This window comes from uncultured Mailhella sp. (assembly GCF_944324995.1).
In the GTDB taxonomy this organism is placed as follows: domain Bacteria; phylum Desulfobacterota; class Desulfovibrionia; order Desulfovibrionales; family Desulfovibrionaceae; genus Mailhella.
In genome coordinates, this window is the sequence record NZ_CALUYL010000017.1 from 35,574 (window position 1) to 58,167 (window position 22,594).

The 22,594-nt window shown below is 62.2% G+C and carries 22 protein-coding genes; 21 read left to right on the forward strand and 1 reads right to left on the reverse strand.

The features are described from left to right. Window position 1: 1 nt before the first annotated feature. Window positions 2-1,054, reverse strand: coding sequence for a phosphoribosylformylglycinamidine cyclo-ligase (gene purM, locus Q0K02_RS08070; RefSeq protein ID WP_294487165.1), 1,053 nt, complete (start codon window positions 1,052-1,054; stop codon window positions 2-4). A gap of 382 nt (window positions 1,055-1,436) precedes the next feature. Here purM and Q0K02_RS08075 point away from each other — a divergent pair, with 382 nt between their 5' ends. The 21 genes from Q0K02_RS08075 to Q0K02_RS08175 all read left to right on the forward strand — a co-directional run bounded on the left by Q0K02_RS08075 (window position 1,437) and on the right by Q0K02_RS08175 (window position 22,591). Further along, window positions 1,437-2,498 (forward strand): Smr/MutS family protein, encoded by a 1,062-nt coding sequence (locus tag Q0K02_RS08075; RefSeq protein ID WP_294487169.1) that lies wholly within the window; start codon window positions 1,437-1,439, stop codon window positions 2,496-2,498. A 456-nt stretch (window positions 2,499-2,954) separates the two neighbouring features. Continuing rightward, entirely contained in the window at window positions 2,955-3,938 is a 984-nt protein-coding gene (glpX, locus tag Q0K02_RS08080; RefSeq protein WP_294487172.1) for a class II fructose-bisphosphatase, read from the forward strand. 73 nt (window positions 3,939-4,011) lie between these two features. Further along, window positions 4,012-4,971 carry an ACP S-malonyltransferase gene (locus tag Q0K02_RS08085; protein WP_294487175.1) on the forward strand — a complete coding sequence of 320 codons (960 nt, stop codon included), beginning with the start codon at window positions 4,012-4,014 and terminating at the stop codon, window positions 4,969-4,971. 2 nt (window positions 4,972-4,973) lie between these two features. After that, on the forward strand, window positions 4,974-6,641 hold the full coding sequence (gene argS, locus Q0K02_RS08090; protein WP_294487178.1) for an arginine--tRNA ligase: 1,668 nt from the start codon (window positions 4,974-4,976) through the stop codon (window positions 6,639-6,641). Between the two features lie 2 nt (window positions 6,642-6,643). Continuing rightward, window positions 6,644-7,450, forward strand: a complete 807-nt coding sequence (locus Q0K02_RS08095) for an SPOR domain-containing protein (protein ID WP_294487181.1) — start codon at window positions 6,644-6,646, stop codon at window positions 7,448-7,450. 144 nt (window positions 7,451-7,594) lie between these two features. Continuing rightward, on the forward strand, window positions 7,595-8,152 hold the full coding sequence (locus tag Q0K02_RS08100; protein WP_294487186.1) for a DUF177 domain-containing protein: 558 nt from the start codon (window positions 7,595-7,597) through the stop codon (window positions 8,150-8,152). A gap of 31 nt (window positions 8,153-8,183) precedes the next feature. Next, entirely contained in the window at window positions 8,184-8,369 is a 186-nt protein-coding gene (gene rpmF / locus Q0K02_RS08105) for a 50S ribosomal protein L32 (protein WP_294487189.1), read from the forward strand. Further along, window positions 8,359-9,408, forward strand: coding sequence for a phosphate acyltransferase PlsX (gene plsX, locus Q0K02_RS08110; protein WP_294487192.1), 1,050 nt, complete (start codon window positions 8,359-8,361; stop codon window positions 9,406-9,408). Before rpmF ends, plsX begins: the two co-directional genes overlap by 11 nt. Before the next feature lie 248 nt (window positions 9,409-9,656). Next, a complete protein-coding gene (locus tag Q0K02_RS08115; protein WP_294487195.1) occupies window positions 9,657-10,661 on the forward strand; it encodes a beta-ketoacyl-ACP synthase III in 1,005 nt (334 codons plus the stop codon). A gap of 59 nt (window positions 10,662-10,720) precedes the next feature. Next, on the forward strand, window positions 10,721-11,464 hold the full coding sequence (fabG, locus tag Q0K02_RS08120) for a 3-oxoacyl-[acyl-carrier-protein] reductase (protein ID WP_294487197.1): 744 nt from the start codon (window positions 10,721-10,723) through the stop codon (window positions 11,462-11,464). Window positions 11,465-11,595: 131 nt separating this feature from the next. Then, window positions 11,596-11,832 (forward strand): acyl carrier protein, encoded by a 237-nt coding sequence (locus Q0K02_RS08125; RefSeq protein WP_077072368.1) that lies wholly within the window; start codon window positions 11,596-11,598, stop codon window positions 11,830-11,832. Between the two features lie 357 nt (window positions 11,833-12,189). Next, the gene (fabF, locus tag Q0K02_RS08130) at window positions 12,190-13,434 is read left to right on the forward strand and encodes a beta-ketoacyl-ACP synthase II (protein ID WP_294487201.1); all 1,245 of its coding nucleotides are present in this window, start codon (window positions 12,190-12,192) and stop codon (window positions 13,432-13,434) included. A 47-nt stretch (window positions 13,435-13,481) separates the two neighbouring features. Continuing rightward, entirely contained in the window at window positions 13,482-14,726 is a 1,245-nt protein-coding gene (glyA, locus tag Q0K02_RS08135) for a serine hydroxymethyltransferase (protein ID WP_294487204.1), read from the forward strand. A 105-nt stretch (window positions 14,727-14,831) separates the two neighbouring features. Continuing rightward, window positions 14,832-15,374 (forward strand): cytidine/deoxycytidylate deaminase family protein, encoded by a 543-nt coding sequence (locus tag Q0K02_RS08140; RefSeq protein WP_294487207.1) that lies wholly within the window; start codon window positions 14,832-14,834, stop codon window positions 15,372-15,374. Then, entirely contained in the window at window positions 15,371-16,501 is a 1,131-nt protein-coding gene (gene ribD / locus Q0K02_RS08145; RefSeq protein ID WP_294487210.1) for a bifunctional diaminohydroxyphosphoribosylaminopyrimidine deaminase/5-amino-6-(5-phosphoribosylamino)uracil reductase RibD, read from the forward strand. The genes Q0K02_RS08140 and ribD overlap by 4 nt, the downstream gene beginning before the upstream one ends. A gap of 2 nt (window positions 16,502-16,503) precedes the next feature. Next, window positions 16,504-17,169 carry a riboflavin synthase gene (locus tag Q0K02_RS08150; RefSeq protein ID WP_294487213.1) on the forward strand — a complete coding sequence of 222 codons (666 nt, stop codon included), beginning with the start codon at window positions 16,504-16,506 and terminating at the stop codon, window positions 17,167-17,169. Between the two features lie 9 nt (window positions 17,170-17,178). Continuing rightward, complete coding sequence (locus Q0K02_RS08155; protein WP_294487216.1) at window positions 17,179-18,399, forward strand: bifunctional 3,4-dihydroxy-2-butanone-4-phosphate synthase/GTP cyclohydrolase II; 1,221 nt, start codon at window positions 17,179-17,181, stop codon at window positions 18,397-18,399. A gap of 7 nt (window positions 18,400-18,406) precedes the next feature. Further along, entirely contained in the window at window positions 18,407-18,877 is a 471-nt protein-coding gene (ribE, locus tag Q0K02_RS08160; RefSeq protein ID WP_294487218.1) for a 6,7-dimethyl-8-ribityllumazine synthase, read from the forward strand. Then, window positions 18,877-19,338 (forward strand): transcription antitermination factor NusB, encoded by a 462-nt coding sequence (gene nusB / locus Q0K02_RS08165; protein ID WP_294487221.1) that lies wholly within the window; start codon window positions 18,877-18,879, stop codon window positions 19,336-19,338. Before ribE ends, nusB begins: the two co-directional genes overlap by 1 nt. A gap of 66 nt (window positions 19,339-19,404) precedes the next feature. Further along, a complete protein-coding gene (gene leuS / locus Q0K02_RS08170; protein WP_294487226.1) occupies window positions 19,405-21,909 on the forward strand; it encodes a leucine--tRNA ligase in 2,505 nt (834 codons plus the stop codon). Between the two features lie 148 nt (window positions 21,910-22,057). Then, the gene (locus tag Q0K02_RS08175) at window positions 22,058-22,591 is read left to right on the forward strand and encodes a hypothetical protein (protein WP_294487229.1); all 534 of its coding nucleotides are present in this window, start codon (window positions 22,058-22,060) and stop codon (window positions 22,589-22,591) included. Window positions 22,592-22,594: the final 3 nt, after the last annotated feature.

Consider the following 22,594-nt stretch of genomic DNA (forward strand, 5'->3'; position numbering starts at 1 on the left):
CTCAGTCAAAGGAAATCTCCACCTGTTCCTGATTGTCCTTGCGGCGGACGATGGTGCCTATTTCCCACGCGCCGGTGTTCATGGAACGGAAGCGGGGAAGCATGTCGTCGGCGGTCTCGCGGTCGGTGATCATGATGTAGCCGATGCCGCAGTTGAAGATCTGGAGCATTTCCGGCCAGGAAAGATTTCCCTGTTCCTTCAGCCAGTCGAAGATGGCGGGACGCTCCCAGCTGGAGAACCGGATGTTCGCGCAGACCGAGGGAGAAAGCACGCGGGGAATGTTGTCGTAGAAGCCGCCGCCGGTGATGTGAACCATGCCCTTGATGGGCAGATCGCGCATGATGGACTTGACCTGTTCGGAGTAGATGACCGTGGGCGTGAGCAGCACGTCGGCAAAGGTGCGGTCGGTGCCGGGCACGATGTCGTCGGCCTTGACGCCGCTCTGCTCGTAGATTTTGCGCACCAGCGAGTAGCCGTTGGAATGCAGCCCCGAAGAGGCCAGGCCGATGATGACGTCGCCCACGCTGATGGTGGAGCCGTCCACGATTTTCGGCCCGTCCACGATGCCCACACAGAAGCCCGCAAGATCGTAGTCGCCGCTGGCGTACATGCCGGGCATTTCCGCGGTCTCGCCGCCGAGCAGGGTGCAGCCGCTCATCTTGCAGCCTTCAACGATGCCGCCGACCACGGTGGCGGCCTGATCCACGTTCAGTTCGCCGCAGGAAAAATAGTCGAGAAAGAACAGGGGCTTTGCGCCGAGCACAAGGCAGTCGTTCACGCTCATGGCCACGAGATCGATGCCCACGGTGTCGTGCCTGCCGAACATGGAGGCCATCTTGAGCTTGGTGCCCACGCCGTCGGTGCCCGCCACAAGAACCGGAGCCTGCATGCCCGTGATGTCGGGTCGGAACAGGCCGCCGAAGCCGCCGATGTCCGAAAGGACGCCGTGGGTCTGCGTGCTGGCCACCATGGTCTTGATGCGGGAAACCAGCTCGTTGCCGGCAGAAATGTCGACGCCGGCAGAGGTGTATGCGTCGGAACGGGAAAAGCTCATGGTTTCATCTCCTGGTTGAAGGCGTCCGCCCTGGGAGGCGGTCGAGCCGTCTGCGTTCAAGCGCCTGCGATCCGCGCCGGGACCGGGCCGGAGGGGCGGGGTCGGGAGCGGCATTTCCCATGGAAATCGCGTAGGCAGGTGCCCCGTATTAATAGTCGCTTCCGGGGCGTTTGCCAAGTTTTTAAATGGCGTTTCGGCGACGGACTCCCCGGAGCCTGTGATAATGCGCCGCGTCTTTTTGATGCGCCGGCAAAAGAGCGGAGGGCGCGCCGCATGGGCGGCAGGCGCGGGCCGCCTCTGCTCATCCTCTTGCTTTTCCCTGCGGAGGATTTAGAACATGTCTGCCCGAGCGGCATGAATTCTTACTTTCAAGGCGGTTTCCATGAGCAAAGATGCTTCCAATCCCTTTTCCAGACTGAACGCCAAGGATTTTCCTTCCCGCAGCGAACGGGAGAATTTGAAAAAACAGCATCGCGCCAAGACGGTGGTGAAGAACAGGGACGCCGAGGCCGCCGCGCAGGATGCCGACGTCGAACTGTTCATGCAGGCCATGGGAGGAAACGTGCGCGCGCTTTCTTCGGACAAGGCTTCGTCCGGCAGGTCGGGCGCGGGCAGGGCCGCCGCTTCGGAAAAAGCTTCCGGCGGAAGCGACAACGACAGCTTTGCCCGGGCGCTGGAACAGCAGGGCGTGAAGAAGCTGCTGCGGAAAAAGAAGGAAAAGAGCGCGCCTGAAGCGCCGAAGGCCGAGCCTGAGGAAGAGGAAACGCCCGCCACGCTGACGGCCATGGCGCTGGCCGGAGCCCGCATAGCCCGCCGCGACGACGCGGCCATGCTGAACGAGGCCGCCGGAAAGCCCGCCGAAGCCGACGACAGCCGAGACTTTTTCAGCGCCATCAAGGGCACGGTGCCGCTCAACGGCAAGGGCCGCGACGTGCCCGTGGAACCGGAGCCTCCGGTGATTCCCGTGACGGATCCCAGGCATCCGCTGCAGGACTTCATGGAAGGCAAGGTGGAATTTTCCGTGGCCAGCACCGCCGAATACGCGGAAGGCCACGTGGTGGGGCTCGATCTCATGATCGTTTCGCAGCTTCAGGCACGCCAGTTCAGCCCCGAGGCGCACATCGACCTGCACGGTCTGAACTGCGAGCAGGCGTTTCAGAACCTGGTGGGATTTTTCCGCAACGCCTACTACAAGGGCGTGAGAACGGTGCTCATCGTCACCGGCCGCGGACTCAATTCCCTGAACGGGGTGCCGGTGCTCCGCTTCCGCGTGCAGCAGTGGCTCACGCAGGATCCGTTCAAGCGCGTGGTGCTGGCCTTCTGCACGGCCAAACAGGAGGACGGCGGCGCGGGCGCCTTCTATGTGCTCATCCGCAGGCGCAAGAAGAGCTACGGAAAGATTCGCTGGGACGTCATGCCTTCCGATCCCGATCTTTACGAGTAACGAATACGACTGCTCCGGTTCGCGGCGCACGGCTGCGTCCGCCTGCCGGTGAAAACGTGTATCCGGCGTTCGCGCCGGGGCGTTTTTCTGCGGCCGCTGCCGAAAAGGACGCGGCGAAATTCCCGCGGCTTCCCCGGCACGTTCGGAGCGCGGAGTTTTTTTCGCCGCGTGATCATGGGGCGTTTGTTTTGCTAAGACGCGGGAACCCCTGCGCCCCGGAAACGGGGAGAGGGGGTTCCCGGGGCGTCCGCATGGGCGTTGTCTGCCCCGCATCTTCCGGGCGAAGGACGGCCTTTGCCGCCGCGCCGGGGATCGTTGCCGCCGCCGTACGTTTCGCCTGTCCCGTCGGCGTGCCTTTACTCTTGATGAAATACGCAGGCTCGGCTATAGTTATGGCGTTGCGGCCTGCTTTTGGGCCGTTCTTTATGTAAAAGCTCCTTTCCGAGGGAGGATCATATGCAAGCTCCTGAAAAAAATCTGGCGTTCGAACTGCTCCGCGTAACGGAATCCGCAGCTCTTTCCGCGGCCCGCTGGCTGGGAAAGGGCGCCAAGGAAGACGGCGACGGCGCGGCGGTGGACGCCATGCGCCTTTCTTTTGACTCTCTCTCCATCAAGGGCCGCGTCATCATCGGCGAAGGCGCCAAGGACAAGGCTCCCATGCTGTACAACGGAGAGGAAGTGGGAGACGGAACGGGGCCTGCCGTCGACATCGCCGTGGATCCCGTGGAGGGCACCAATCTGCTGGCCCTCGGACGCCCCAACGCCATCGCCGTCATCGGCGCGTGCAAGTCCGGCTACATGTACAATCCCGGCTCCAGTTATTACATGAAGAAGCTCGTGGTGGGCCGCGAAGCCCGCGACGTGGTGGACATCGACGCTCCCGTGGCCGACAACCTTCAGGCCGTGGCCCGCGCCGTGGGCAAGGACATCAACGACCTCGTGGTGTTCGTGCTCGACAAGCCCCGTCACAAGGGCCTCATTGAAGAAATCCGCAAGACCGGCGCCCGCATCACCCTTCACACCGACGGCGACGTGGCCGGCTCCCTCATGGTGGCCGATCCCAGCGTGGACGTCGATGTCATGATGGGCACCGGCGGCACGCCGGAAGGCGTCATTTCGGCCTGCGCCATCAAGGGCGTGGGCGGACAGATGTTCGGTCGCTTCGATCCGCAGTCCGACGCCGAAAGGCAGGCCATGATCGCCGAAGGCACCAAACTTGACGAAATCCTCACCGTGGATTCCATCATCCGCGCCGACGACGCCTTTTTTGCCGCCACCGGCATTTCCGGCGGCACCTTCCTCGGCGGCGTGAGCTATTCCGGCCGCGGAGCGGTCACCCATTCTCTGGTCATCCGCGCCAAGACCGGCACGTTCCGCTACATCGAATCCCATCACAACTGGGATCGTCTGATGAAGTTCAGCTCCGTCCGCTACGACTAGAAGACGGCGTCCCCGCGCACTGCGGGGACTTCGTGTGAGTATGTGACCCATAATCCCATCCAAGGAGTATGGAATGAACAGTGTTAAGACCGCCATCCTGTTTCCCGGTCAGGGGTCGCAGGCATCTGGCATGGGAAGGCGTCTTGCCGAGGCGTCTTCCGATATCATGGATCTCTGGAAGAAGGCGGAAAGCATCAGCGGTCTGCCTCTGCGCGAGATATACTGGGACAGCGACGACGCCACCCTCATGGCGGAAACCCGCAATCTTCAGCCCGCCATCACCGTGGTGAACCTCGCGCTGTGGCTGAGCGTGGCCGATCGTCTTTCTCCGGTCTGCGCGGCCGGTCACAGCCTGGGCGAATTCAGCGCGCTGGCCGCGGCAGGCGTGCTCCCCATAGACAAGGTGCTCGAACTTGTGTCCCTGCGCGGCCGCCTCATGGCCGACGTGGATCCGGAACACATCGGCACCATGTGCGCCATGATCCGCCTCTCTCAGGAACAGGTGGAAGCCGCGGCCAAGGAAGTGTCCGAAGCCACCGGCAAGCTCGTGCGCGTGGCCAACAAGAACACGCCCCTGCAGTTCGTGCTGAGCGGTCATCGCGAGGCCGTGGAGGCCGCGGCGGAAAAGCTGAAGGCTGAAAATCCGCGCGCCAAGGGCTTCCCGCTGGCCGTGAGCGGCGCGTTCCACACGCCCATGATGGCCGAAGCTTCGGCGGAATTTTCCAAGCTGCTCGACAAGCAGGACTGGCACGACGCCAGGTTCCCCATTTATTCCAACATCAACGGCGAGCCTTTGAGCGACGCGGAAGCGCTGCACAGCGCCATGCGCCGTCAGATGACCTCGTCCGTGTGCTGGGTGGACACCATTTCCAATCAGTGGAGAGACGGCGTGCGCCGCTGGGTGGAGTTTGGTCCGCAGGGCGTGCTCACCCGCATGGTGCGTCCCATTCTCGTGGCCGCAGACGTGGCCGACGGCAGCTACACCACCGTTCATATTCCCAATAAAGACGCCGTTGATGCATTTGAAGGATAACGATGCGCGACATACTTCTCATTGAAAAGGCCCTCCGGGACATCGTGGCCGGACACGGCTGGGAATGGCCGGAAAAGGCCGTTCTGGAAACGCCCAGAGACGCCAGCCACGGCGATCTCGCCACCAACCTCGCCATGGTGCTCTCCAAGCAGGCCAAGGCCGCGCCCCGCGCCGTGGCGGAAGAGATCAAGGCTGAACTGTGCGACAGGTTCCCCGGACTTGTCACGGCCGAAATCGCCGGCCCCGGATTCATCAACGTCACGTTCGCTCCGTCGTTCTGGCAGGGCGTGGTCTCCGACGTGGAAGAGCAGGGCAAGGCCTTCGGCTCCTCCAGGAACGGCAGCGGCCGCCGCATCGTGGTGGAATACGTGTCCGCCAACCCCACCGGCCCCCTGCACATCGGACACGGCCGTGGCGCCGCCGTGGGCGATTCGCTCACCCGTCTGCTGCGCTTCGCCGGATACGACGTGTCCACCGAGTACTACATCAACGACGCCGGTCGTCAGATGCGTCTGCTGGGCGATTCCGTGTATCTGCGCATGCGCGAAATCTGCAATCTGCCCGTGGTGTATCCCGAAGATCCCAAGGGCTGGTATCACGGCGACTACATCCGCGACATCGCCCGCGAAATGCTGGACAAGGATCCTTCCCTGATCGAGCGTCCCGAGGCCGAGGCCAAGGATCTGTGCTACGAGTACGCCTGCGCCACCATTCTGGCGGGCATCAAGGAAGACCTCAGGGAATTCCGCGTGGAACATCAGGTCTGGTTCTCGGAAAAGAGCCTCGTTGACGCCGGCAAGGTGGAGGAAGCCTTCGACAAGCTGCGCGCCATGGGCCTCGTTTACGACAAGGACAACGCCGTGTGGCTCGCCACGCAGCAGTTCGGCGACGACAAGGACCGCGTGCTCCGCAAGAGCGACGGCTATCTGACCTATTTTGCTTCCGACATCGCCTATCACGCCAACAAGTTTGAACGCGGCTTCGATGAATGCATTGACGTGTGGGGCGCGGATCATCACGGTTACGTTCCCCGCATGAAGGCGGCCATCACCTGCATGAAGCACGATCCGGAAAAGGATTTCCACGTGGTGCTCATTCAGATGGTGAACCTCATGCGCGGCGGCGAGCCTGTGGCCATGTCCACCCGCTCGGGCGAATTCGTCACCCTGCGCGAAGTGCTCGACGACGTGGGCACGGACGCCGCCCGGTTCATGTTCCTGTCCCGCAAGAGCGATAGTCCGCTCGACTTCGATCTCGATCTCGTGAAGCAGCGGAACATGGAAAACCCCGTGTACTACGTGCAGTACGCCTACGCCCGCGTGGCCGCGCTGCTGCGCCGCGCCGCCGATCGCGGCGTGGTTCTTCCCGAACGCTGCACGGCGGACATGCTCGCGCCCCTCACCTCGGCCGACGACCTGGCCCTTCTGCGCGAAGCGGAACGTTTCCGCAACGTGGTGGAAGACGCGGCCCGTTCCCGCGCGGCGCATCCCGTAAGCTTCTACCTCATGGAACTTGCGGGCAAGCTGCACAGCTACTACGCCAACAACCCCGTGCTGAGCGGCGACGACGAGGCCGTCATGAAGGCGCGCCTTGCGCTGCTGCGCGCCGTGAGCGTGGTCATTGCCAACGGCCTTGATCTGCTCGGCGTCAGCGCTCCGGAATCCATGTAGTCATGGCCAACGCCTTTTATCGCAATTCCTCCTCCAGCGCGAAGAAGAACAGCGAGCGCGAACGTCGGCAGACGGCGTTCTTCGCTGCGGAGGAAAGCTCGGACGCCGCGGCTTCATCGGCCGCGGCCGATGAGGCGTCTTCGCGCCGGGCCGCGCCTTCGCGCAGCGAAACGCGTTCCGAAGGCCGGAGCGTGTTTGCCTGGCGGGCGAACATTACGCCTTCCGCGCTGGTGACCATGAGCGTGCTTGCGCTCGTCATGCTGGGATTCAGTTTTCTCTCCGGCGTGATTGTCGGGCGCAGCAGCATGCCTCTGCCGCAGGCACTGGAGCTCGACACGCTGCTTTCGGAGAGTCCCAAGGCCGAAGAAGGGGAGAGCGAAGAGCCGGAAAAGATTCTTCCCAAGGAAGAGCTGCGCTTCATGACCAGCCTGAAGAGCGACGCCGCGGGCGGCGTTCTGGCCGATGCGGACAAGGCGTCGGACGCGGCTCCGGCCGTGACGCAGGAAAAGGCGGCGCAGGAGAAGCCGAAGCCGGAAGTGCAGAAGCCCAGGGAGCCGCAGTTCGACTACGTGCTGCGGGTGGCCGCCTTCAAGGAGCCGGAGCAGGCGCAGGCGCTGCTCAACCGGCTTTCCAAGGACGGCATGCGGGCCCGCCGCACGCAGGCCAAGACCCGCCGCACCACCTGGTACTACGTGCAGGTGCTCATGCGCGGCAGCAAGGCCGATCTTCAGGTACTCAGGCGCAAGCTCGACGGCTACGGTCTGCACGACGCCATGCTCATCAGCGAAAAGGCCGTCAAGGGAAAATAGGAGGCGTTGCCGGACCCGTCCGCAGAGCGAGAAACGTTTTCTCCCCGGGAGAAAAAAGACGCGGAGCGCATGCGCGAAGCGCCGTCTGCACACTTGACAAAGACGGGCCCTGTGGGTATTTTGTCATGTTTCCAGAGGTAAAGCATGGATCTTAGACACATCGCACTGAATGAGATTGAACCTCAGGGGCTCAGCCTCACGGTTTCCGACGAGGAAGTCTGGAAGGGGCCCATTGAGGAATATCATCTGTCATGCCGCATAGTTGAGCCAGTTGTCGCCGAAGTGTTTCTGCTTTCGCAGGCGGACGGCTGCCTGCTTCGCGGCACGATTCGGGGCGTGGTGGCCATGCCGTGCAACCGTTGCATGGAAGAGACTCTTGTGGTGCTGAACCAGAGCTTCGACGAGTTCGAGGAATACCCCGGACTGGGCGAAACCGAACCGGAAGAGGAAGGTCCTGCCGAACTTCTGGACGAATGCGCCGTGACCATGGAAGGCGGAGCGCCTTTTCTTGATCTGGCGTCGCTTTTGTGGGAGGAATTTTCGCTGGCTTTGCCGGTGAAGCCTCTCTGCAGGCCGGACTGTCGGGGATTGTGCCCCGTGTGCGGCAAGAATCTTAATGAAGGTGCCTGCAGCTGTTCCCGCGACAGCGGTGATCCGCGGCTGGCTGCTCTGCGTCAACTGAAAGTGAAACATCAGGGATGACATCCCCGTTTCCGCGATAAGGAGAAACAACATGGCCGTTCAGCAGAACAAAAAGTCCCACTCCAGAAAGTGCATGCGTCGTTCTCACGATCGTGTGGCCAAGCCCACGGTCATCTACTGCTCCTGCGGCGCTCCCACCAAGCCTCACAGCGTCTGCCCTTCCTGCGGCAAGTACGATGGCCGTCAGGTCGAACCTGTAGCCAGCAATGAGCAGTAATCGCGCAAGATTGGCCGTGGACGCCATGGGAGGGGATTTCGGCCCTTCCGTGGTCGTTCCCGGCGCGCTTCAGGCCGCTCGAAACACGGGCGCCAAAGTAATCCTTGTCGGTATTGAGGAAGCGATCCGCAAGACGCTTGCCGATCTTTCCGAGCAGGACGGAGAAGGCGAACTGTACGAAATCGTCAACGCCACGCAGCTGGTGGAGATGACCGACAAGCCTTCCGAAGTTCTGCGCACCAAGAAGGATTCCTCCATGCAGGTGGCATGCAGGCTGGTCCGCCAGGGCAAGGCCGACGCCTTCATCAGCGCCGGTCACTCCGGTGCGGCCTATGCCTGCGGCATGTTCATTCTCGGGCGTATTCCCGGGGTGGAACGGCCTGCTCTGGCTTCCGTGATTCCCACGGAAAAGTCGCCCATGCTCCTGCTCGACGTGGGCGCCAACGTGGAGTGCCGTCCGCATCATCTTTTTCAGTTCGGACTCATGGGCGCCACCTTCGTCAAGGACATCCTCGGCTACGAGGATCCGCGGGTGGGCATCCTGAGCATCGGCGAAGAGGAAGGCAAGGGAAATTCCCTGGTGAAGAGCAGCTATGAACTGCTCAAGCAGGCTTCCAACCTCAACTTCATCGGCAACGCCGAGGGCCGGGATCTCTTCACCGGCAACATCGACGTGGCGGTGTGCGACGGCTTTGTGGGCAACATCGCCCTCAAGCTGAGCGAGGGCCTGGCCACTTCCCTGACGCATCTTCTGAAAAGGGAACTGCTCAACAACGGGCTTCTGCCCCGCGTGGGCGCGTTCCTTTCCCTGAAGGCGTTCCAGAACTTCAAAAAGATGGTGGACTATGCGGAATACGGCGGCGCGCCCCTGCTCGGTCTGAAGGGCATCGCCATCGTGTGTCACGGAAAGTCCAATCCCAAGGCCATCACCAGCGCCGTCACCATGGCCAACACCTATGTGGTCAAGGGCACGCAGCAGCGTCTGGTGGAAACCATCAGCGCCAACGAGGAGCTGACGAGTTACGGCCGCAGCGTCTAGCTGCTCATCATGTTTTTCGTCGTGCGGAAAGTTCTCCCTTCCGAGAGGGCTTTCCGCACGACGTGCCGTGAAAGCCGGCGCGTCTGCGCCGCCTGACGGAACAGGGCGTTTCTTCATGCGTCCTGCCGGCCGCTTCGTCCCTTTGCGGAAAATGTGCGGCTTCTTTCGGAGGGAGGCCGTGCGCGCCTTTTCTCTCCGTCTTAAAAGGAACGACCGCCGCCACGCGTGCGGCTGTGTTCGGACATCTCATGAATCATCCCTGCTATATTTGTGGACTCGGCTCCTGCATTCCTCCCCGCGTCATGACCAATCATGATCTGGAAAAGCTGGTGGAAACTTCCGACGAATGGATCACCACCAGAACGGGCATCAAGGAACGACACGTTCTCGAAGATGGCGTCAACGCTTCCGACTGCGGCGCAGAAGCCGCCCGCGCGGCCCTTGAAGAGGCCGGAGTGCTTCCGGAAGAGGTCACTCATGTTTTCGTGGCCACCTGCACCCCCGATTATCTCTGCCCCAGCACGGCCTGCGTGATTGCTTCCAAGCTCGGCATTTCCGCCGCCGACGGCCGCAAGGGCAACGTCATGTGCCTCGACTTCAACGCCGCATGCACCGGTTTCGTGTACGGCCTGGAGCTTGCGCGCAACACCGTGCAGAGCCATCCCGACGCCGTCGTTCTCCTCGTGGCGACCGAGGCTCTTTCCCGCCGCACCAACTTTACCGACCGCACCACCTGCGTGCTCTTCGGCGACGCCGCCGGCGCGGTGGTCATCCGCTCCGAAGAGAAGGGCGCGCTCTGGCAGCTTCGTGACGTCGTGTGCTCTTCCGACGGTTCCCTCCACGATCTCATCAAGATCGGCGGCGGCTCCGCCTGCCGCATCAAGGAAGGGGACGCCGTGGGCGCGGACTGGTTCATTTCCATGCAGGGCATGGCCGTGTTCAAGCACGCCGTGCGCAGCATGACCGAAGAGAGTCAGACCATTCTTGCCCGCAACGGCATTTCCCTGGACGAGCTCGATCTCTTCATTCCTCATCAGGCCAATCTCAGAATCATCAAGGCCGTGGGCGAACGGCTCGGCATCGACGAAAACAAGGTGTTCGCCAACGTGCAGCACTACGGCAACACCTCCGCGGCCACGCTTCCCGTGGCCATGGAGGACGCCCGCCGCTCCGGCGCGCTCAGACCGGGCATGAAGGTTCTGCTGACCAGCTTCGGCGGCGGCATGACCTGGGGATCCGCGCTGCTGGCCTAGTTTCTCCGTTGTCATTTCCCCGGAAAACGCTTAGTATTCCCCCCATCAGGAGCATGAGCATGAGCGAACTCACCCCTACCGCGATTGTTACCGGTGGTTCCCGCGGCATAGGCCGCACCGTGGCCCTCACCCTCGCCGCCGCCGGATATCAGATATATTTCACCTACGTGAGCCGTCCCGAGGCGGCCGAGCAGACCGTGGCCGACATTGAGGCCCAGGGCGGTCGCGCCCGCGCCTTTCGTCTCGATTCCGGCGACTCCGAGGCGGTGGCCCGCTTCTTTGCCGAGGAAATCAAGGGCAAGGTGCAGCTTTCCGTGCTGGTGAACAACGCCGGCATCACCCGCGACACTCTCGTGCTGCGCATGAAGGACGAAGACTTCGACGCCGTGGTCAACACCAATCTGCGCGGAGCCTTCCTGTTCCTGCGCGAGGCCGCCAAGATCATGACCCGCCAGCGCTGCGGCCGCATCATCAATATTTCTTCCGTCGTCGGTCAGATGGGCAACGCCGGTCAGATCAACTACGCCGCCGCCAAGGCCGGACTCATCGGCATGACCAAGTCCGCCGCCAAGGAACTCGGCAGCCGCTCCGTGACCGTGAACGCCGTGGCTCCCGGTTTCATCGAAACCGACATGACGGCAGCCCTTGCCGAAGACGTAAGAAAAGCCTATGTTTCCGCCATCCCGCTGGGCCGTCTCGGCTCCGCCCAGGATGTGGCCGACGCCGTGGCCTTCCTCGCTTCGGACAAGGCGTCGTACATCACCGGACAGGTGATCGCCGTCAACGGCGGACTGTACTGCTGAGGATATTTCCGGAAAAGCCCGGCGTCCTTTCCGCTGTCGGTCCGGGGCGCGGGATTTTCCTAGTCATCTGGCAAAGCCGGAGCAGAGCTTCCGGCACAAGTAGAAACCTGAAACACCCCCTGGAGGGAACCATGGCCGCCGTTGAAGATAAAGTTAAGCAGATCATCGTCGAACAGCTTCAGCTTTCTGAAGAAGAAGTGACTCCCGAAGCTTCCTTCATCGAAGATCTGGGTGCTGACTCTCTCGACCTGACCGAGCTCATCATGGCCTTTGAAGAAGCCTTCGGCGTGGAAATCGCCGACGAAGACGCTCAGAAGATCCTGAAGGTCAAGGACGCCATCAACTATATTGAAAGCAAGCAGAAGTAAGTTATTACTTCCTTTCATCTTGTTTTCATGAAGATGCCGGGGAGCTTCGCGTTCCCCGGCGTATTCGAGTTTCGGCGGCTTCGCCGTTGGCGAGCCGCACGGCGTCCGCGGGAGCGGACGCCCGCGTCCTGTCCGGCAAGACAGTTGTCCGGCAGGGGAGCGCGGCCCTCGACAGGGCATCCGCTCTGACGGCTCGTGAACGTTCCGGGCCGAGAGCTGTTTTGGGACGGGCGCTTCGCGGAAGGAGAGGTCCGCGCGAAAACAAAATTTCGGAAGATAGTTCCGAAGTTCTGTTTTCAGAAGCGTTCCGCCATGTTGGGAACATTTTCCCGTCACCTTTATCTGGAGTTGTTCCGCGTGGATCGTAAGCGCATAGTCATTACCGGCCTTTCCGCCATCACTCCTCTGGGCACCGACCTTGAGAGCAGCTGGGAGGCCCTGCTTGCCGGCAAGTCCGGCATCGGTCGCATCACCCATTTTGATTCCACCGAATTTCCTACGCACATTGCGGGCGAAGTAAAGGATTTCAAGCCTGAAGAGTTCATTCCGGCCAAGCAGTGCCGCAAGATGGACCGTTTCTGTCAGCTCGCCGTCTGCGCGGGCATGCAGCTCGTGGCCGATTCCGGTCTCAAAATCGACGAGAGCAACGCTCAGCGCGTGGGCGTGGTGCTCGGCGTCGGTCTCGGCGGCCTCAAGACCATTGAAGACTTCCACGAAAAGCTGCGCACGTCCGGCCCCAACCGCGTATCTCCCTTCTATATTCCCATGCTCATTTCCAATATGGCTCCCGGTCAGGTGGCCATATTCACCGGCGCCAAAGGCATCAACGTGGTGTCCACCAGCGCCTGCGCCTCGGCCCTGCACGCCATAGGCAGCGCCTATGATCAGCTCGTGCTCGGCCGCGCCGACGCCATCCTCACGGGCGGCGCGGAATCCACCATCACGGAAATGGGCATTTCCGGGTTCACGGCCATGAAGGCGCTGTGCACGGCCCATCAGGACGAGCCCGAAAAGGCTTCCCGTCCCTTCGACGCCGGCCGCAGCGGCTTCATCATGGGCGAAGGCGCCGGCATGCTCATGCTGGAAACGCTGGAGCACGCTCTCGCCCGCGGCGCGAAGATCTACGCGGAAGTCGTGGGCTTCGGCGCTTCCGACGACGCCCATCACATGGTGGCTCCCCTGGAAACCGGCGAGGGCATGGCCGCGAGCATGCGCAACGCTCTGGCCGACGCCGGACTTTCTCCCGACGCCATCGACCATGTGAGCGCCCACGGCACCTCCACGCACGCCAACGACGCCGCTGAAACCAAGGCGATGCACGAAGTGTTCGGCGATCATGCGAAGGATCTCGCCATCACGGGCGTGAAGTCGCAGATAGGCCATCTGCTCGGCGCTTCCGGCGGCGTGGCCAGCGTGTTTGCGTCGCTGTCGCTTTCCACCGGCATGGTGCCCGGCACCATCAATCAGGAAACGCCTGACCCCGAGTGCGATCTCAATTACATGGGCGGCGGCTCGAAAAAGCTCGATCCCCGCTATGCCATGATAAATTCCTTCGGCTTTGGCGGCACCAACGCCAGCCTTGTGCTGAAGAAGTTCGATTAATCTGCAGGGCCGGGGGACCGGCCCTCAATTTTCAGGAACGGAGAACCATGGACGAACTGATTTTGCGCGACCCCGAAGTCGCGGCCGCCATCTGGAAGGAATCCCGTCGCCAGGTGAGCAAGCTTGAACTCATCGCTTCGGAAAACTTTGTATCTACCGCCGTGCGCGAAGCGCAGGGCTCCATCATGACGCACAAGTATGCCGAAGGCTATCCGGGCAAGCGGTATTACGGCGGCTGCGAGTTCGTGGACGTGGTGGAAAACCTCGCCCGCGATCGCGCCATGACGCTGTTCCACTGCGACTATGCCAACGTGCAGCCTCATGCGGGCAGCCAGGCCAACATGGCCGCCTACCTTGCCCTCATCAAGGACGGCGACACCGTGATGGGCATGGATCTGTCCCACGGCGGTCATCTGACCCACGGCAGCCCCGTGAACTTCTCGGGCCGCACCTATCATTTCGTTCCCTACGGCGTGAACCGCGAAACGGGCCGCATCGACTACGACGAGCTGGAAAAGAAGGCAGAGGAATGCCATCCGGCGCTCATTGTGGCCGGCGCCAGCGCCTATTCGCGCATCATCGACTTCGAGCGCTTCCGCAAGATTGCCGACAAGGTCGGCGCGAAGCTCATGGTGGACATGGCGCACATCGCCGGTCTTGTGGCGGCGGGCCTGCATCCTTCGCCCCTGCCCTTTGCGGACATCACCACCACCACGACGCACAAGACCCTGCGCGGCCCCCGCGGCGGCATGATCCTCACGAGCCGCGGCGAAGAGTACGGCAAGAACATCAACAGCAAGGTGTTCCCCGGCATTCAGGGCGGCCCGCTCATGCACGTCATCGCGGCCAAGGCCGTGGCCCTCGGCGAAGCGCTGCGTCCTGAATTCAAGGAATATCAGGCCCAGATTCTCCGCAACGCCAAGGTGCTGGCCTCCTGCCTCACCGACGCGGGTTACGATCTCGTGTCCGGCGGCACGGACAACCACCTCATGCTGGTTGATCTCACCAGAAAGGACATCACCGGCAAGGACGCCGAACACGCTCTTGATCTTGCCGGCATCACGGTGAACAAGAACACGGTTCCGTTCGAGACCCGTTCTCCCTTTGTCACGTCCGGCGTGCGCATCGGCACGGCCGCGCTCACCACGCGCGGCATGAAGGAAAAGGACATGGAAAAGGTGGGCGGCTGGATTGTGGACGTACTGGCCAACACGACCAACGAAACCCGCCTCGGCGAGATTCGTGCCGAAGTGGAAGCCTTTGCCTGCCAGTTCCCGCTGTTTGCCTGGTAAATACAGGGGACGGCCCTGCGCTTTTTCGTGCGCGGGGCCGTCTTTTTTTCCCGTTTTCAAACGGGCTTGCACATGATAGTTTCCGTTGATGGAACAGGAGGCGCTATGGCGCAGGGCGGCAGAGCCAGCTGGCCACGGTATTTCATGGACATCGCCTACCTTGTGGCGGAACGCTCCACCTGTCTGAGAAGAAAGGTGGGGGCTGTTGCCGTGCTCGATCGGCGCATTCTGGCAACGGGCTACAACGGCGCGCCCTCCGGCGTGCCTCACTGCCTTGAGGCCGGCTGTCTGCGCGCGCAGCTCGGCATTCCTTCCGGGCAGAGGCATGAGATCTGCCGCGGCATTCACGCCGAACAGAACGTCATCATTCAGGCGGCGGTTCACGGCATCTCCCTGCGCGGGGCAGAGCTTTTCTGCACCACGTATCCGTGTTTTATCTGTGCGAAAATGCTTATTAATTGCGGCATTAAAAAAATATGGGTTTCAGAAAATTATCCGGATGAGTTCTCGAAGAACATGCTGGCGGAAGCCGGCGTCGAGGTCATCCATCTGCCGCACGGCGCGGATGAGGCGTGCCCCGTGAGCGGGGAAGATCTCTGCGAAAAGAGCGCCGCGACGGGAGAAGACAAGGAAGGAGGCAAGGCGTGAATCGTCACGAAAATTTCATGCGCACGGCCCTGGAACTGGCCGAAAGAGGGCGCTGGAGCACGGCTCCCAATCCTACGGTGGGCGCGGTGCTCGTGCAGGACGACAAGATCGTCGCCGAGGGCTGGCATCAGGTGTGCGGACAGGGGCACGCGGAAGTGAACTGTCTGCGCGACGCCCGCGAAAAGGGCGTGGATCCCTCGCGCTGCACGCTGTACGTCACGCTGGAGCCCTGCAATCATCAGGGCAAGACGCCTCCCTGCACGAAGGCCATTCTGGAAGCGGGCATTCCCCATGTGGTGGTCGGCATGCCCGACGTGAACGCGCAGGCCGCGGGCGGCGCGGAATATCTGCGCTCCATGGGCGTAGAGGTGGAGACGGGCGTGCTTGAGAAGGAGTGCCGCGATCTTGTGGCCGACTTCATCGTGTGGCAGACCACGCGCCGTCCGTACGTCATTCTCAAGATGGCCTCCACGCTCGACGGACGCATCGCCACGCGGGCGGGCCGCTCCCAGCTCATTTCCAACCGGGCCTCGCACGAAGAGGTCATGCGCCTGCGCGAGAACATCGGCCGCGCGGGCGGCGCGGTGCTCGTGGGCGGCAACACGTTTCTTCTGGACAATCCCCGTCTTACCGCGCGCACGGCGAGCGCCCGTCGTCAGCCTCTGGCCGCGGTGATGACCTCCCGTCTGCCCGCAGGGGACACGAGCTGCCATCTGCTCGACGACAGGCCGCAGGACTGTGTGTTCTTCAGCACGGCCGCGCAGGCGGCGTCGCCTTCCGCGGCGGCGCTGCGCAATCGCGGCGCGCGGGTGTACGGCGTGGACTGCCCGGCGGGCAAGCACGCCCTCGACGTGGAAGAGGCGCTTGTGGGCCTGCGGGAAAACGAGCACTGCCTGTACGTGCTTTGCGAGGGCGGCGGCAAGCTCGCGCTTTCGCTTCTGGAACGCGGTCTTGTGGATGAATTTCATCTGCATCTTTCTCCCGCCATTCTCGGCGACGCCGACGCCACGCCCGTGTTCTCCGGCCGCACCGTGGACAGCATGGACGACGCGCTGCGCATGCGCGTGGTGAAAACTTCCGTGGTGGACGGCGACATTCATCTTTATTTCCGCGCAGACAGAGGATAGTCATGTTTACGGGACTTGTGGAAGGGCAGGGCCGCATCGAGGCCGTGGACAAGCGCGGCGGAGACATCCTGTTCCGGTTTCATCCGCTGTTTGCGTGGGACAGGCCCGAAATCGGCGAATCCGTGGCCTGCAACGGCGTGTGCCTCACCATGGAAACGTGGATTCCCGCCGGACCGTCGTTCACGGCGTTTGCTTCGGCGGAAACGCTGTCGTGCTCCAATCTCGGCGGCCTGACCGTGGGCGGCCTTGTGAACATGGAGCGCGCCATGGCCATGGGAGAGCGTTTCGGCGGTCACATCGTGAGCGGGCATGTGGACGCCGTGGCGAGAGTGGAGAGCGTGCGCCCCGTGGGGCAGTCGCGCTGCGTCCGCCTCGTGTTCGCGCCGGAGTGGAGTTCGCAGATCGTGCCCAAGGGCTCGGTGACGCTGGACGGCATCAGTCTTACCGTGAACGACTGCGGGCCCGGTTTTCTGGAAGTGAACATCATTCCCGAAACCTGGCGCGTGACCACCGTGGCCTTCTGGCGTCCGGGCTCGGCGGTGAATCTCGAAACGGACGTCATCGGCAAGTATGTGAAGCACCTCATGCAGCCCTACGCCCCCGGCGGCAAGGCTCCCGAGGAGCGCGTGACCATGGACTTTCTGCGTCGTAACGGCTTCGGCCTTTGAGGACAGCGTATGCCCCTTTGCAGTGTGGAGACCGCCCTTGACGATCTTAAAAAGGGCAGAATGATCATCCTTGTGGATGACGAAGACCGAGAGAACGAAGGCGACCTTGTGGCGGCCGCCGAGTTCGTTACCCCCGAAATCATCAATTTCATGTCCCGGGAGGGCAGGGGACTCATCTGCCTTTCCCTTTCCGCCGAGCGCGCCGACGCGTTGAATCTGCCGCTCATGACGCGGCGAAACGGCTCGAAGTTCGGCACGAACTTCACGGTGTCCATCGACGCCGCAAAGAGTGAATTTCCGGCCATTTCCGCCGCAGGACGCGCCCATACCGTGCGCGTGGCCGTGGCCGACGGCGCCAGGCCCTCGGATTTGGTTTCTCCCGGCTGCGTGTTTCCTCTGCGCGCGAAGAAGGGCGGCGTGCTCACCCGCGCGGGACAGACGGAAGGCAGCGTGGATCTGTGCCGCATGGCCGGCCTCAAGGAAGCGGCCGTCATCTGCGAAATCATGAAGGACGACGGCACCATGGCCCGCATGGCCGATCTTGAAAAGTTCGCCGCCGAGCATGATCTGCACATCGCCGCCAACAAGGACATCATCCGCTGGCGTCTGGAGCACGGCGAAGTGGCCGTGAAGCGCGCGGCCGAGGCTTCCATGCCCACGAAGTACGGCACGTTCCGCATCATCGCCTATGAAAACTCCGTGGACGGCCGCACCCACGTGGCCCTCGTGAAGGGCGACGTGACCACCGACGAACCCGTGCTCGCCCGCGTTCACAGCGAATGCCTGACCGGCGACGTGTTCGGCTCCATGCGCTGCGACTGCGGCGGTCAGCTGGCCGCGGCGCTGCGTCAGATAGAAAGAGAAGGCCGCGGCGTGCTGCTCTACATGCGGCAGGAAGGCCGCGGCATAGGTCTGGCCAACAAGATCAAGGCCTACGCGCTTCAGGAGCAGGGCCTGGACACCGTGGAAGCGAACATTCGTCTTGGCTTCCGGCCCGATTTGCGCGATTATGGCGTCGGCGCTCAGATCCTGGTGGATCTGGGCATTCGCAAGCTCCGTCTGCTGACCAACAATCCCACCAAGATCGTGGGACTGGAAGGCTACGGACTCGACATCGTGGAGCGGGTGCCCATCGAGCAGGAGCCCGGCCGCTACAATGAAGACTACCTGCTGACGAAGAAAGAAAAAATGGGCCACCTGCTCAGGCGGGTATGCCCCAAGACAGAGTGAGGACATCATGTATTCCGTCAAGACCATAGAAGGACAGCTCAATGCCCAGGGGCTGAAGATCGCCATTGTGGCGTCGCGTTTCAACGACTTCATCGTTCAGCATCTCGTGGAAGGCGCCATCGACTACCTGACCCGTCACGGCGCGGCCCAGGAAGACATCACCGTGGTGCGCGTTCCCGGCGCGTACGAGCTGCCCATCGTGTGCAAGAAGATGGCCGCGTTCTCGCAGTACAACGGCATCATCGCTCTCGGCGCGGTCATCCGCGGCAGCACTCCCCATTTCGACTACGTCTGCTCCGAAGCCGCCAAGGGCATTGCGCAGGTGTCTCTGCAGTCCGGTCTGCCCGTGGGCTTCGGTCTGCTGACCTGCGACACGCTTGAACAGGCCATTGAGCGCGCCGGCGCCCATGTGGGCAACAAGGGTGCGGAAACCGCCGCCGCCGTTGTGGAAACCATCCGCGTCATGGAGCAGCTGTAATGGGTGCAAAAGAACCCTCCCGTCGCGCACAGCGTCTGCTGGCCTTTCAGGCCCTGTATGGTCAGGAATTTCTGGAATGCGCTTCCGTGGAACAGCTCAAGGCCGCCTTCCTTGCCGTGCCCCGTCAGGACGAGGCCCTGGAACAGAACGGCGAACCTTCCGGCTTCGCCTGGGAGCTGGTGTACGGCGTGTGGCAGCATCGCGACGAGCTTGACGCCGTCATCGAGCGCTTCGCCCGCAACTGGCGTCTGGATCGCGTGGGGCGCGTGGAACTGAATCTGCTGCGCCTCGGCGTGTATGAAATGCTGTACCGCGCCGACGTTCCGCCCAAGGTCTCCATGAACGAGGCCCTCGAACTCGACAAGCAGTACGGCGATTCGCGTTCCCACACCTTTGTCAACGGCATTCTCGACGCGGTGAGCAAGGCCGTGGACAAGGGAGAACTGCGCAGCCGCGGCTGATGCCGCATCGGAAATATCTCTCGATCTGTTATCGCGGGCGCACGCCCGAAGCTTCAAGGAACAAAAATGGCACTCTCGTCTCGTTACGATCCTCATGCGCTGGAAGAAAAATGGCAGAAGATATGGGCTGAAAAGGGCTCCTTCAACTGCGATGTTGATCCTTCCAAACCCAAGTATTTTCTCATGGAAATGTTTCCCTATCCTTCGGGCAACATTCACATGGGCCATGTCCGCAACTATTCCATCGGCGACGTCATGGCGCGTTTCCGCCGTCTGCAGGGCTACAACGTTCTGCATCCTATCGGCTGGGACGCCTTCGGTCTGCCTGCGGAAAACGCCGCCATCAAGCATGGAACGCATCCCGCCAAGTGGACGTATGCCAATATCGACAACATGCGTTCCCAGCTCAAGCGCATGGGCTACTCCTACGACTGGCGCAGAGAAATAGCCACCTGCCGCCCCGAATACTACCGCTGGGAGCAGGAATTCTTCCTCAAGTGTCTGGAAAAGGGCCTCGTGTACCGCAAGAAGGCTCCGCAGAACTGGTGCCCGAGCTGCCATACCGTGCTCGCCAATGAACAGGTCATCGACGGCAAGTGCTGGCGCTGCGATTCCGAGGTGGAGCAGAAGGATCTCACGCAGTGGTTCTTCCGCATCACCGCCTACGCCGACGAGCTGCTCGCCGATCTGAAAAAGCTGGAAAATGGCTGGCCCGCCCGCGTGCTCACCATGCAGCACAACTGGATAGGCCGTTCCACCGGCGCGGAAATCGTGTTCAAGCTGGAAGGCCGCGAAGGCGAGATCAAGGTGTTCTCCACCCGCGCCGACACGGTGTTCGGCGTGACCTTCATGACGCTTGCTCCCGAGCATCCGCTGGTGGAATCCCTCATTGCCGGTCGCGAGAACGAGGCTGAAATCCGCGCCTTCATCGAGCGCACCCGCAACATGGACCGCCTGGACCGCCAGTCCGAAACCCTGGAAAAGGACGGCGTGTTCACCGGCGCCTACTGCCTGAATCCCTTTACCGGCGACCGCATCCCGATCTGGCTCGGCAACTTCGTGCTCGCCGACTACGGCACCGGTGCGGTCATGGCCGTGCCTGCGCACGATCAGCGCGACTTCGACTTCGCCCGCAAGTTCGGCATCGGCATCAAGGTGGTGGTGAGCCCCGACGGCAAGGAAATGGATCCCGCCTCCATGACGGAAGCCTACACCGAACCCGGCGTTCTGGTGAATTCCGGCGAGTTTTCCGGCATGCCCAGCACCGAAGGCAAGGCGGCCATCATCAAGAAGCTGGAGGAAACCGGCAAGGGCCGCGCCACGGTCAACTATCGCCTGCGCGACTGGAACATTTCCCGTCAGCGCTACTGGGGCGCGCCCATTCCCGTGGTGTACTGCGAAAAGTGCGGCGTGCAGCCGGTGAAGATTGAAGATCTGCCCGTGCGTCTGCCGCTCGACGTGAAGACCTGCGACGACGGCCGTTCGCCGCTGCCGCACACGCCTTCCTTCGTGGACACCGTGTGCCCCTGCTGCGGAGGCCCCGCCCGCCGCGAAACCGACACCATGGACACCTTCGTGGAATCCTCCTGGTACTTTGCGCGCTACACGTCCGCCCGCAAGGAAGATGCGCCCTTCGACATGGAGGCGCTCAAGTACTGGATGCCCGTGGATCAGTACATCGGCGGCGTGGAACACGCCATTCTGCACCTGCTGTACTCCCGCTTCTTCACCAAGATGCTGCGCGACTTCGGCTATCTGCCCGCCGACATGGACGAACCCTTCAAGAATCTGCTCACGCAGGGCATGGTGCTGCTCGGCGGCAGCAAGATGTCCAAGTCCAAGGGCAACATCGTGGATCCCGACGCCATGGTGAAGAAGTACGGCGCCGACACGGTGCGTCTGTTCTGCCTGTTCGCCGCGCCGCCGGAACGCGACTTCGACTGGAGCGACAGCGGCATTGAAGGTTCCTACCGCTTCGTGAGCCGCGTGTGGCGCATGTTCTCCGACATGCAGTCCATTCTGAAGCCCGTGTCCGCCTGCTCCGACCTTTCGCCCGCCGCGAGCGACGCCATCCGCGCGCTGCGCCTGAGCGAACACGCCACCGTGAAGAAGGTGGGCGAGGACATCGCGGAACGCAATCAGTTCAACACCGCCATCGCCGCCATCATGGAACTCGTCAACAGCGTGAACCAGTACCGCGAGGAACTTTCCTCCACGGAAGAAGGCCGCAGGGCTCTTTCGTCCGCCATGGCCACGGTGCTCGTCATGCTCTTCCCCTTCACGCCGCACATGTGCGAGGAAGTCTGGCAGCAGCTCGGCCATGAGGATTCTCTGGACGACGTGCGCTGGCCCGAATGGAGCGAGGAAGCGCTGAAGCGCGACGTGGTCACCGTGGTGGTGCAGGTGAACGGCAAGCTGCGCGGCAAGGTGGAAGTGCCTGCCGGCGCGTCCCGCGAAGAACTGGAAAAGGCCGCGCTTGCCGAGCGCTCCATCCAGAATCACATTGCCGGAAAGACGATCCGCAAGGTCATCGTGGTGCCCGGCAAGCTGGTCAACGTGGTGGCCGGATAGCTTCGCCGGTGCGGAGCGAGGCTTCATGCTCATATTCCGAAGGAAAGGGGGGAAGGATTCTCTTCCCTCCTTTCGGACGGAGAATGCGGCGCAATCTTTCGGAACGGACCTTGTCCGCGCTTCCGACTCCGCCGCAAAGGAATGTTTGATGAGAAAACCCAGGGGAACGTGGAAAGGTATGATGGCGGCCGCCGTCTGCTGCCTGAGTCTGTTCGTCGGCGGCTGCGGATACGAGCTGGACGGGTATTCCTCCAGCAGCTCGAGAGCGGTCAGCGTGCTCGGCGACGGCAATCAGACGCTCAGGATAGACAAGGTGGAGCAGGTCACCATGTATCCCTGGGTTCAGTATTACCTGCGCGGCATTGCGCGCGACGAAGTCAATTTGCGGCGTCTGGCCCGCTGGGTGGACAGCGGCAACGCCGACTATCTTCTCACCATCACCATGCCGGGTTTCCGCGTGCGCTCTTCCGTGTCCAACAGCGTGGACAACACTCTGCTCAGCGACACCGTGGTGCAGCTTGAACTTGTGGTGCGCAGCGGCAAGAACGGCACGGTGGTGTGGCGTTCCGGCGTCATTTCCTATTTCGACAAGTACGAGACCGTGGACGAAGGCAACGCCATCCGCGACGGTTTGAAGGAAGCGCTGCGCCGCGCCTTCGACCGCATGCAGCAGAAATTCTGAGTC

Bases quoted from the DNA above. Each gene is read 5' to 3' on its own strand.
- purM (WP_294487165.1), bottom strand. From the start codon at position 1,054: ATGAGCTTTTCCCGTTCCGACGCATACACCTCTGCCGGCGTCGACATT.
- Q0K02_RS08075 (WP_294487169.1), top strand. From the start codon at position 1,437: ATGAGCAAAGATGCTTCCAATCCCTTTTCCAGACTGAACGCCAAGGAT.
- glpX (WP_294487172.1), top strand. From the start codon at position 2,955: ATGCAAGCTCCTGAAAAAAATCTGGCGTTCGAACTGCTCCGCGTAACG.
- Q0K02_RS08085 (WP_294487175.1), top strand. From the start codon at position 4,012: ATGAACAGTGTTAAGACCGCCATCCTGTTTCCCGGTCAGGGGTCGCAG.
- argS (WP_294487178.1), top strand. From the start codon at position 4,974: ATGCGCGACATACTTCTCATTGAAAAGGCCCTCCGGGACATCGTGGCC.
- Q0K02_RS08095 (WP_294487181.1), top strand. From the start codon at position 6,644: ATGGCCAACGCCTTTTATCGCAATTCCTCCTCCAGCGCGAAGAAGAAC.
- Q0K02_RS08100 (WP_294487186.1), top strand. From the start codon at position 7,595: ATGGATCTTAGACACATCGCACTGAATGAGATTGAACCTCAGGGGCTC.
- rpmF (WP_294487189.1), top strand. From the start codon at position 8,184: ATGGCCGTTCAGCAGAACAAAAAGTCCCACTCCAGAAAGTGCATGCGT.
- plsX (WP_294487192.1), top strand. From the start codon at position 8,359: ATGAGCAGTAATCGCGCAAGATTGGCCGTGGACGCCATGGGAGGGGAT.
- Q0K02_RS08115 (WP_294487195.1), top strand. From the start codon at position 9,657: ATGAATCATCCCTGCTATATTTGTGGACTCGGCTCCTGCATTCCTCCC.
- fabG (WP_294487197.1), top strand. From the start codon at position 10,721: ATGAGCGAACTCACCCCTACCGCGATTGTTACCGGTGGTTCCCGCGGC.
- Q0K02_RS08125 (WP_077072368.1), top strand. From the start codon at position 11,596: ATGGCCGCCGTTGAAGATAAAGTTAAGCAGATCATCGTCGAACAGCTT.
- glyA (WP_294487204.1), top strand. From the start codon at position 13,482: ATGGACGAACTGATTTTGCGCGACCCCGAAGTCGCGGCCGCCATCTGG.
- Q0K02_RS08140 (WP_294487207.1), top strand. From the start codon at position 14,832: ATGGCGCAGGGCGGCAGAGCCAGCTGGCCACGGTATTTCATGGACATC.
- Q0K02_RS08150 (WP_294487213.1), top strand. From the start codon at position 16,504: ATGTTTACGGGACTTGTGGAAGGGCAGGGCCGCATCGAGGCCGTGGAC.
- Q0K02_RS08155 (WP_294487216.1), top strand. From the start codon at position 17,179: ATGCCCCTTTGCAGTGTGGAGACCGCCCTTGACGATCTTAAAAAGGGC.
- ribE (WP_294487218.1), top strand. From the start codon at position 18,407: ATGTATTCCGTCAAGACCATAGAAGGACAGCTCAATGCCCAGGGGCTG.
- nusB (WP_294487221.1), top strand. From the start codon at position 18,877: ATGGGTGCAAAAGAACCCTCCCGTCGCGCACAGCGTCTGCTGGCCTTT.
- leuS (WP_294487226.1), top strand. From the start codon at position 19,405: ATGGCACTCTCGTCTCGTTACGATCCTCATGCGCTGGAAGAAAAATGG.
- Q0K02_RS08175 (WP_294487229.1), top strand. From the start codon at position 22,058: ATGAGAAAACCCAGGGGAACGTGGAAAGGTATGATGGCGGCCGCCGTC.